Genomic DNA, 8,671 nt, shown 5'->3' with positions numbered 1-8,671 from the left:
CCGGCCAGGTATTCGGTAGTTACTTGAATTACAACTACGGGGGCTCCTCGACCTGGAACTTCCCTACCATTACGAACCTGAACGTCAACGACCCCACATACAACAGGACTCCTTCTTCCGTACCCATCCCTCCGGCGGTATTCTTATTCAGCATCGGGCTCTTAAGTCTTGTAGGGTTGAGAAAGAAGTTCAAAGATTAAAAAGCGTTGCGCACCTTGAGAAGGGTTGTGCTCCTGTGACGCCGCTCGTTTTCTTGCCTCTTTCCGTCTTCGCGTAAGCCCAGAGACCTCTATTAAGCTCACGGTCCGGTATTTTAGCATGGAATGCCCTCCCTACATTGTGATAGAAAAGATTGGTGTAAGTACCAAAAAGGGGCAAAAACATGGAAAATGCGGTTCAAAGATCGGTCTTCAATATAGCCGGGATGGGCTGCCCGTCGGAGGAAAGACTTATACGCATGAAATTGGACGGCATGGAAGGTGTTCAGTCCCTGCAGTTTGATATACCGGCCCGCAGGCTTGAGGCATACCATACTGGCGACTATCAAAGTCTCCTTTCGGCCCTTGAAAGCCTTAACCTTGATACAGAGTTTGTTTCGACACAAAAAGCAGAGTCAATTCATGTGCTCGAAGAGCATAGCGATGAGCGTCGTACACTCTGGCAGGTTCTCGCCATCAATCTCTTTTTTTTTCGCTCTCGAGATCCTTACAGGCTTTATCGCCGGTTCCATGGGGCTCGTTGCAGACAGTCTCGATATGCTCGCCGATTCCCTGGTCTACGGGCTTTCGCTCTTTGCGGTCGGAGGCGTCGTCTCGCGAAAGAAGAGGATCGCAGGCATAGCCGGCTATTTTCAACTAGCCCTTGCTATCTTCGGTTTTGCCGAAGTCTTGAGACGCTTCGTCGTTCGTGAAGCAACGCCCGACTTCTCCCTGATGATTGTGATCTCTCTTCTTGCCCTTGCGGGAAACGGGCTATGTCTTACCCTGCTGCAGAAATCCAAGAGCAGGGGCGCCCATATGCAGGCAAGCGTAATTTTCACCTCTACAGATGTTATTCTCAACCTCGGGGTTATGGTTGCGGGAATTTTCGTCTACCTCACCGGATCAAAAATACCTGATCTCATTGTGGGTATGATTGTCTTCGTGCTCGTGGCAAGGGGCGCCTATAGAATTATGCAGCTCTCCAGATAATACCTCATTTGCCTTAAGCGAGAAATGCTGGCACCACCCAGGCCCCACATTCACTCAACAAACCACAGGTGAGGCCCCCCAATTTCCGGTGCCTGGTATCCCCCAAATGTTCTTGAGTGCTGCTATAATTATATGAGATAGCGGTTGTGCGTTAAGAGGGGGGGAAGGAGGTTATGTAAGATGCTTATGCCAACCAAGATCCTCGTACCAACGGATTTCTCGGAACCATCGGACAAGGCATTAGCGCAGGCCCTCGACATTGCCAAGCAATATCACGCGAAGGTCTTTCTCCTCCACGTTGTTCACCAGGAGATTCACTACGCATATGCCGATTATTTTGCTTCCATAGAATTGGGGCAGGAGATCAAGGCTACTCACTTAGCTGACGCAAAAGACAAACTGCAGGAGCAGCTCGGCAAATTTCCGCAGGCAAGAGAGGTGGATACAGAAACCAATATCCGTGAAGGCGTCCCGTACGAAGAAATACTCAAAGAGGGAAAAGAAAAGGGGATCGACCTGATTGTGATCGCCTCGCTCGGGAGGTCAGGCATCGCAAAATACCTGATCGGCGGCGTGGCCCGTAACGTGCTCAAGGGTTCCAGATGTCCGGTTCTGTTGACAAAATAGAGGCGGTGTACGAGTAAAGCCACACTGGACGAATCAAATCGCAGCGGGCTATAATCCCAGCACGTCCTTCATCGAATATACACCCCGTGGCTGGGCTACGAGCCACTTGGCCGCGCGCAGCGCCCCTCTTGCAAAATTGTCCCGTGAAAAGGCTCGATGGGTAAATTCGAGGCGTTCGCCCATGCCCGCGAAATAGACCGTATGATCGCCCACCACATCGCCGCCGCGCAGCGCCATGATGCCGACCTCCTCCGGGCTTCGCTCGCCTGTCATGCCACTTCGTCCGTAGACTTCGTTCCACTTCCGTAGCGGATTTCCCGCCTCAATGGAATCCTTGAGTCGTAGTGCCGATCCGCTGGGTGCGTCCTTTTTCCACCGATGGTGCATCTCGAATATCTCTACGTCGTAACCGTCTTTTAACAGGCCGGAGACCCGGCCACAGATATCGAAGAGCACATTCATGCCGATGCTCATGTTGGGGGAGATGACAATTCTCGCATCTTTGGCGGCCCTTATCTCGGCAAGCGCCTCTTCGCTAAAACCTGTGCTGCCGATAATATGCGCCTTTCCGTGTTTCTTTGCGACCCTGAAATGTTCAAACGACGCTTTGGCCTCGGTGAAATCAATAACCACGTCGCCCTTGTCTATAATCTTTTCAAGGTCATCCAGGATAGGAAGTGACCCGCCGGCCAGCCCTGCCGTGATATCTACGGTCCTGCCAATGGCGGGATGGTTCTTTGCCTCCACCAGACCCGCGATCACGAAGTCCTCGTTCTCCAGTGCGCACTTGATAACACTAGCCCCCATCTTGCCAGAGGCGCCGGTTATAATCAACTTTGGCATGGTCTCACCTCGACGGCCTTACTTTTTTTTCAGCAGTTTGTACTCGTTCAGCAATTCTTTGAGAAATTTGCTGTTCGCACCCGATAAAGGGCACAGCGGGAGACGGAATTCCTTTTTTATCATGCCCATGTACGCCATCGCCTCTTTTATGGGTATGGGATTGGTTTCGATGAACATGGCCTGGAAAAGAGGCATAAGGCGTGTATGGATATCCATGGCCTTCGTGATATTCTTTTCGATCAGGAAGGCTCTGTACAGAGCCTGCATATCTTTGGGCATGATATTGGAAAGGACCGATATGACGCCCGTAGCGCCGACGCTCATCATGGGGAGAAAGATGTTGTCGTCCCCGGAAAGTATGGTGAATCTTCCCTTGGTAAGCCTGTATATGTCGGAAACCTGTGCGAGCGAGCCCGCCGCCTCCTTGATGCCAACAATTCCGGGTATCTTAGAAAGCCTGAAGATTGTTTCCGGCGTCATGTTAATGCCCGTGCGACCGGGTATGTTATAGAGAATCTGGGGAATGTCGACTGCCTCGGCGATGGCCCTGAAGTGCTGATAGAGCCCCTCCTGCGTGGGCTTATTATAGTAGGGCGTGGTGAGGAGGCAAAAGTTGGCGCCGAGCTTTTTCGCTCCCTTTGTGAGTTCGATCGCTTCCTGAGTGCTGTTCGACCCTGTGCCCGCAACAACCGGCACTCTGCCTTTTACGTACTTTATCGTCAGATCCACAACCCTTTCGTGCTCCTCGTAGGAAAGGGTCGGGGCTTCGCCGGTGCTGCCGCACGGTACAAGCCCGTCCACTCCTCCTTTGAGCTGAAATTCTATGAGGTTCTTGAGTGCCTTCTCGTCAAGGCTCCCATTCCTGAAAGGTGTAACCAGCGCCGTAAGAATACCTCTCAAATACATGTCGTATCTCCTTTTCATAACAACGCCTCCTCGTGAAGGTTTCCCACATAGATCATTTTTGCATCACCTTCGAGGTACACATCGTTATCCATATATATCTTAAGCACCTCTCCGCCACGTGTGTGGATATTCACGGGGTTCTTGACCAGTCCCTTTTCCATGAGAATAACAGCGGATGCGACCGCGCCGGTGCCACAGGCGAGCGTCTCGCCCTCGACACCCCTCTCGTAGGTCCGCACCTTCACGTTCTTCTTGTCTTTCACTTCAACGAAATTCACATTGGTCCCTTTTTCGCCGAAGATCTTGTGATAGCGAATCATCCTTCCCAGTTCTTCCACGGGAACATGGTCGATATCCGACACGAGCAGGGCCGCATGAGGGACCCCGGTATTTACGCTGCTCACGAAAAGTTCTTTGTCTTCGAGACAAACGGGATAGTCGAGCTTCAGTTCCGTAGGCTTTGTCAACTGTAGTTTGATTTTCGCGCCGTGCACCTCCGCTCTGATGACGCCGGCGATCGTTTCAAAGGCCATTTTTTCTTTTGCGATGCCGTTCGTGTATGCGAAGCGCGCGGCGCACCTGCCGCCATTTCCGCACATCTCAGCTTCAGAACCGTCGGCATTGAAAAACCTCCAGGAGAAATCCTGTTCCCTGGAATTCTCGATGAGGATAACGCCATCAGCACCAACCGAATGATGTACCCTGCACACCTTTTTTGCGAATTCGCTCAGATCCTGAAATCGCTTATTCACCCTGCCAGTACGGTTATCGATAACAATGAAGTCATTGCCACTGGCACTCATTTTTGAAAATTCGAGCTCTATCACGTTCGTCATTCCTCCAGAAATTCCGGGACAGATTCCCCTTTGACGAGGTCTTTGAAGGTTTCTCTCTTACGCACCACAAAGAACTCTTCGTCTCTTACTAACACCTCTGCCGCCCTCCTGCGCGCGTTATAGTTTGATGACATGGAATAACCATAGGCGCCGGCGCCAAAAATCGCAAGGAGATCGTCCGCTTTCAGCTCCGCCATCTCCCTATCCTTCGCAAAAAAATCACCGGATTCGCAGATCGGGCCCACAAGGTCCACCTGTATAACGCCACCTTTATCCTGCTTCACCGGTTTGATCTCGTGATACGCATTATAGAGTGACGGTCTCACGAGATCATTCATGGCCCCGTCCACAATATAGAAAGTCTTTTCCGGCGACTGCTTCACATAGAGAACTTTGGTCACGAATATTGCGCTGTTCCCTACAACTACTCGGCCCGGCTCCAAAACGAGCGTGAGCCCCGTGCCCTTGATTTCACGCGCGACGACTTTCGCATATTCTTCGGGGTGCGGCGGTAGCTCGTCCTTATAAGTAATCCCGAGGCCGCCCCCGATATCGAGCATGGAAATCGCTATATCCATGTTCTCGAGTTCTTTGGCCATGGATTTCAACGACATTACCGCCTCCATAAACGGATTAAGCTCCACTATCTGGGAACCGATATGCGATGATATGCCAACAGGAGAGAGGTATTTTTCCCGCGAGATCTCTCCGTAGAGCCTTCGGGCCTCGGCCCACAGCACGCCGAATTTATTCTTTTTGAGGCCTGTCGTGATGTACGGATGGGTCTTCGGGTCTATCTCCGGGTTAACCCTGACCGAGACGGGCACAGTCTTTTTCATACGCCGGGCGAGTTTCTTCAAGAGGTCCAGTTCACCCTCGGACTCGATATTGATCATACGAATATCTGCCCTGATGGCATCTTTTAGTTCCTCTTCGGTTTTGCCCACACCGGAGAAAACGATCCTGTTGTGGGGAATGCCTGCCTTAAGCGCCTTATACAGCTCTCCACCGGACACGATATCTACACCGCCGCCGAGACGGGCCACGGTTCTCAGGAGCGCGCCGTTCGCGTTGGCCTTGCATGAATAACAGACAAGATGGGGCACGTCCTCAAAGGCCCTGTCGAAAACCGTGAAATGCCTTTCAAAGGTCTTGTGGCTGTATATGTACAGAGGTGTCCCCACAGCCCGCGCGATCTGGCGAACGGGGACGCCTTCGCAGTACAGTTCTTCGTTCCGATACTCGAAATAGTTCATAGGTCTACTCTTTCAAAATAACGATAGACTCCCGTGAGGGAGCACTTTCATTGCCGGCCATATCCACTGCAGTGACATAATAGGAAACGTAGCGTTCGTTAGGGCTCTTTGCGTCAAGATAGGAATTCTCCTTTATAGGGTCTCTATTCAGTTTCGATTTGCTTCCCCCTGCGCCTAGTCTGTATACGTTGTACCCTGCCAGGTCTTTTTCCGAATTCTCCTTCCAGGTGATAGAAACCGCATTGCCCGTCTTCACGGCGCTCACCATGGTTGGTGCGGCAGGGGCAGTTCTGTCCACCGGCGTTGCCTCGACCTTCACACCCTCCCCTTCCCGTAGTAAGCCGTCTGCCTCTTTCAGCTTCCTTACCTCATAGGTGTACTTCTTTCCGTTTGTCAACCCTGAGTCCGCATAAAGTCCCGATGCAAGGGGGGCCGAATTCAGGGGAAAAAGTGGATAAGCATTCCCCTCATATCGATAAACATTATAGAGATACCCTTCTTCCTCAGGCCAGGAAAGCCCGATCCTTGCGTCACTCGCCGTGGCGGTGACATCCTTCGGGGCTTCCGGCGGCTTTACCCACCTGATGGTAAATGTATTTGAGGAATCCCCACGGGTACCCCGTTTGGTATAGGGATAGACCCTGTAGGCATATTCGAAACCGTTCATCAGGTCATCGTCATAAAAATAGAGACGTCCGCGGGCAATGGTATATCCCTTGTCCTGCTCCAGAGCGATGTCCCTAAAAGGTTCGAATGCCCCCATACAGCTCCCGCACGCCTTAAAGACCTTGAAACCGCCAAGTTCCTTTGGCTGGGTGTCCCCTTTGGCACTCTCAGGCATGGTGAAAGAGAGAAAGAGCACCCCGTCTTTCACCTCCCCGGTCAAATCGTTGATCTTCCCCGCTGCGGGGAGCACTTGAGGCCTCGGGTCCGATTTCTTCCCGCAAGCGCACACCAAAAGTGCCAGAATAACGCTACATATTAAGATAGGATTTCTCTTCATTGATCTGCCTTGCCGCCTCTTTGAAGGAAGCGGCCCCTTTGGTCCTTCTTTTATTTAACGCATTAGCCACGTCCATGTATGAAAAGACATCCGTATCAAAAGCCGCCGAATGTTTTTTCAACTCCTTTATAGACAATTGCGCTAACGTTTTTCCTTTTGTCTCGCACACACTCACAATCTTCCCCACAATAGCGTGCGCCTGGCGAAAGGGCACGCCTTTGGTGGTCAAGTATTCGGCCATCTCCACAGCCGGCATGAAGCCTGCCTCTGCGGCTCTTCTCATGTTCTCTTTCATGAGCGTCATACCGTCAATACAGAGTGTCATGATCGACACGGCATCTTTGATGGTACGCACTGCGTGGAACAACGGTTCCTTGTCCTCCTGGAGATCCCTGTTATAGGTCATAGGGAGCCCTTTGAGGAGCGAGAACAGACTCATGAGGTCGCCGATCACACGCGACGTTTTGCCCCGAATCAATTCGAGGGCGTCGGGGTTCTTCTTATGTGGCATGAGGCTCGAGCCTGTGCAGAGTTCATCAGGCAGCGCCACAAAGGAGAACTCTTCCGTGGCAAAGAGAATCAGGTCTTCGGAGAGCCTGCTCAAATGGAGCATGACCATGGCGGCCGTATAGAGGGCGTCGAGCACAAAGTCCCTGTCGGCCACTGTATCCATGCTGTTCTCTGAAACCCCTGCAAAGCCAAGTTTCTTCCTGACGAAATCCCGATCGAGCGGTATGGTGGAACCGGCTAGCGCACCGCTTCCCAAGGGGAGCACATCAATGCGCGCGGCTGCCTCGTTAAGGCGCGCCCTGTCTCGCTTAAACATGTAATAGTAGGCCATGATATAATGGGTAAAGGGGACCGCCTGGGCCTTCTGCATATGCGTATAACCCGGCATGATGACACCCTTCTCCTTCTCCGCTTTCCTCACGAGACTGATAAGCAGCTTGAGAAGTACTTTATCGATGTTCGCGAGCTCTTCTTTAAGATAGAGCCTCATATCCAGAGAAACCTGATCGTTCCTGCTCCTGCCCGTGTGGAGCTTTTTGGCGGCGTCGCCTATTTTCTCTATCAGCCTCGCCTCTATGTGCATATGGATGTCTTCACGGGCCTGATCGAAATGAAATACCCCCGTCTCGATCTCTTTTCGTATTTCGTTTAAACCCTTCACGATACTATTCTTCTCCCGCCCTGTCAGCATGCCGATCTTTTCGAGCATCTCGGCATGGACTTTACTCCCCTCTATATCTTGCCGGTAGAGCGCCCTGTCCACATCGATCGATGCACTGAAGGCCTCGAACAGCGGATTGGTCTTGCCTTTAAATCTCCCGCCCCAGGGCTTCATGTCCTCTCTCCAAATATCGCTGTGCCTACACGCACCATGGTTGCTCCCTCCTCCACGGCCACTTCGAAATCCGAAGACATGCCCATGGAAAGCTCATTCATAGCAAGCGCAAATTCCCTGTTCATCTTTTCGAGCATCTTCCGTAAAGTCGCGAAGAGGCCCCTCACCGTTTCCGGATCGTCTGAGTAAGGCGCCATGGTCATGAGCCCCACAGGCTTGACGTGCTTCAGGGAAAAAACCTTTTCCAGCATAGCTCTCAACCCGTCCTCATCCGTACCATGTTTGGTCGCCTCCTGTGCCAGATTCAGCTCAAAGAGAACCTTCATGGGTTTGCCGTATCTTTCGAGCGCGGCGAGCAATTCCCATCGGTCCACGGAGTGAACATAATCGAAAAATTGGGGTATGTACTTCGCCTTGTTCGTCTGCACGTGTCCTATCATATGCCACCGTATTCCCTCGCGGCCTATGCGAGAGATCTTTTCTTTTGCCTCCTGCACATAATTCTCGCCGAAATCTACGAGCCCGCATCGTATGGCCTGTTCGATGCCTTCGATTCCAACGGTCTTGGTTACGGCAACCAATCTAACCTGGCCAGCGTTTCTGCCCGCCTTTGTACAGGCCCTGTCAATCCGCTCTCGGACGGCCCTGATGGAATCCGCCATAGG

General features: G+C 52.0%; 10 protein-coding genes. 3 read left to right on the top strand and 7 right to left on the bottom strand.

What is annotated here, in order from left to right; all coding sequences use genetic code 11:
• The 3 genes from VMT62_13775 to VMT62_13765 form a co-directional block, all read left to right on the top strand.
• Positions 1-200, top strand: a 200-nt coding sequence (locus VMT62_13775; GenBank protein ID HVN97494.1) for a hypothetical protein, incomplete at its 5' end; no start/stop codon positions are given.
• A gap of 441 nt (positions 201-641) precedes the next feature.
• Complete coding sequence (locus tag VMT62_13770; GenBank protein HVN97493.1) at positions 642-1,190, top strand: cation transporter; 549 nt, start codon at positions 642-644, stop codon at positions 1,188-1,190.
• Between the two features lie 180 nt (positions 1,191-1,370).
• Positions 1,371-1,817, top strand: coding sequence for a universal stress protein (locus VMT62_13765; GenBank protein ID HVN97492.1), 447 nt, complete (start codon positions 1,371-1,373; stop codon positions 1,815-1,817).
• 48 nt (positions 1,818-1,865) lie between these two features.
• Here the strand turns inward: VMT62_13765 and dapB are convergent, their stop codons facing one another.
• The 7 genes from dapB to VMT62_13730 are packed head-to-tail and all read right to left on the bottom strand — an operon-like array spanning position 1,866 to position 8,668.
• Positions 1,866-2,660, bottom strand: a complete 795-nt coding sequence (gene dapB / locus VMT62_13760) for a 4-hydroxy-tetrahydrodipicolinate reductase (protein HVN97491.1) — start codon at positions 2,658-2,660, stop codon at positions 1,866-1,868.
• Positions 2,661-2,678: 18 nt separating this feature from the next.
• Positions 2,679-3,584 (bottom strand): 4-hydroxy-tetrahydrodipicolinate synthase, encoded by a 906-nt coding sequence (gene dapA, locus VMT62_13755; GenBank protein ID HVN97490.1) that lies wholly within the window; start codon positions 3,582-3,584, stop codon positions 2,679-2,681.
• The gene (dapF, locus tag VMT62_13750; protein HVN97489.1) at positions 3,581-4,402 is read right to left on the bottom strand and encodes a diaminopimelate epimerase; all 822 of its coding nucleotides are present in this window, start codon (positions 4,400-4,402) and stop codon (positions 3,581-3,583) included. Before dapF ends, dapA begins: the two co-directional genes overlap by 4 nt.
• Positions 4,399-5,658, bottom strand: coding sequence for a diaminopimelate decarboxylase (gene lysA, locus VMT62_13745; protein ID HVN97488.1), 1,260 nt, complete (start codon positions 5,656-5,658; stop codon positions 4,399-4,401). Before lysA ends, dapF begins: the two co-directional genes overlap by 4 nt.
• A 4-nt stretch (positions 5,659-5,662) precedes the next feature.
• A complete protein-coding gene (locus tag VMT62_13740; protein HVN97487.1) occupies positions 5,663-6,661 on the bottom strand; it encodes a hypothetical protein in 999 nt (332 codons plus the stop codon).
• On the bottom strand, positions 6,633-8,006 hold the full coding sequence (gene argH / locus VMT62_13735; GenBank protein ID HVN97486.1) for an argininosuccinate lyase: 1,374 nt from the start codon (positions 8,004-8,006) through the stop codon (positions 6,633-6,635). Before argH ends, VMT62_13740 begins: the two co-directional genes overlap by 29 nt.
• The gene (locus VMT62_13730; protein ID HVN97485.1) at positions 8,003-8,668 is read right to left on the bottom strand and encodes a YggS family pyridoxal phosphate-dependent enzyme; all 666 of its coding nucleotides are present in this window, start codon (positions 8,666-8,668) and stop codon (positions 8,003-8,005) included. The genes argH and VMT62_13730 overlap by 4 nt, the downstream gene beginning before the upstream one ends.
• Positions 8,669-8,671: the final 3 nt, after the last annotated feature.

It is taken from the genome of Syntrophorhabdaceae bacterium (assembly GCA_035541755.1).
GTDB lineage: Bacteria > Desulfobacterota > Syntrophorhabdia > Syntrophorhabdales > Syntrophorhabdaceae > PNOF01.
Note: the sequence above shows the minus strand (reverse complement) of the source record. Positions and strands in the feature narration are given on the sequence as shown.

Coding starts and splice junctions, on each gene's coding strand:
- VMT62_13770 (HVN97493.1), top strand. CDS start 642: ATGAGCGTCGTACACTCTGGCAGGTTCTCGCCATCAATCTCTTTTTTT.
- VMT62_13765 (HVN97492.1), top strand. CDS start 1,371: ATGCTTATGCCAACCAAGATCCTCGTACCAACGGATTTCTCGGAACCA.
- dapB (HVN97491.1), bottom strand. CDS start 2,660: ATGCCAAAGTTGATTATAACCGGCGCCTCTGGCAAGATGGGGGCTAGT.
- dapA (HVN97490.1), bottom strand. CDS start 3,584: ATGAAAAGGAGATACGACATGTATTTGAGAGGTATTCTTACGGCGCTG.
- dapF (HVN97489.1), bottom strand. CDS start 4,402: ATGACGAACGTGATAGAGCTCGAATTTTCAAAAATGAGTGCCAGTGGC.
- lysA (HVN97488.1), bottom strand. CDS start 5,658: ATGAACTATTTCGAGTATCGGAACGAAGAACTGTACTGCGAAGGCGTC.
- VMT62_13740 (HVN97487.1), bottom strand. CDS start 6,661: ATGAAGAGAAATCCTATCTTAATATGTAGCGTTATTCTGGCACTTTTG.
- argH (HVN97486.1), bottom strand. CDS start 8,006: ATGAAGCCCTGGGGCGGGAGATTTAAAGGCAAGACCAATCCGCTGTTC.
- VMT62_13730 (HVN97485.1), bottom strand. CDS start 8,668: ATGGCGGATTCCATCAGGGCCGTCCGAGAGCGGATTGACAGGGCCTGT.